At 52.8% G+C, this 267-nt stretch carries 1 rRNA gene; it reads left to right on the top strand.

Annotation, left to right across the window (positions count from 1 at the left end):
- Window positions 1-267 (top strand): 23S ribosomal RNA (locus NA197_RS23520); the annotation flags it as partial.

Here is a 267-nt window from a genome sequence, read left to right as displayed (position 1 = left end):
TGAGGGAAAGGCGAAAAGAACCCCGGCGAGGGGAGTGAAAAAGAACCTGAAACCGTGTACGTACAAGCAGTGGGAGCCCCACCACTAAGCCAGTGGTGAACTCCACATACGCATCCTTTGCTGAGGATACGGTTAACGGAGCGAAAGCGACGTTCAACCGCAAAACAAGCAGAGGGGGCTTAGTGGTGGGGTGACTGCGTACCTTTTGTATAATGGGTCAGCGACTTATATTCTGTAGCAAGGTTAACCGAATAGGGGAGCCGGAGG

The sequence above is a fragment of the Salmonella sp. NW884 genome (assembly GCF_051700745.1).
Lineage (GTDB): Bacteria > Pseudomonadota > Gammaproteobacteria > Enterobacterales > Enterobacteriaceae > Salmonella > Salmonella enterica.
Note: the sequence above shows the minus strand (reverse complement) of the source record. Positions and strands in the feature narration are given on the sequence as shown.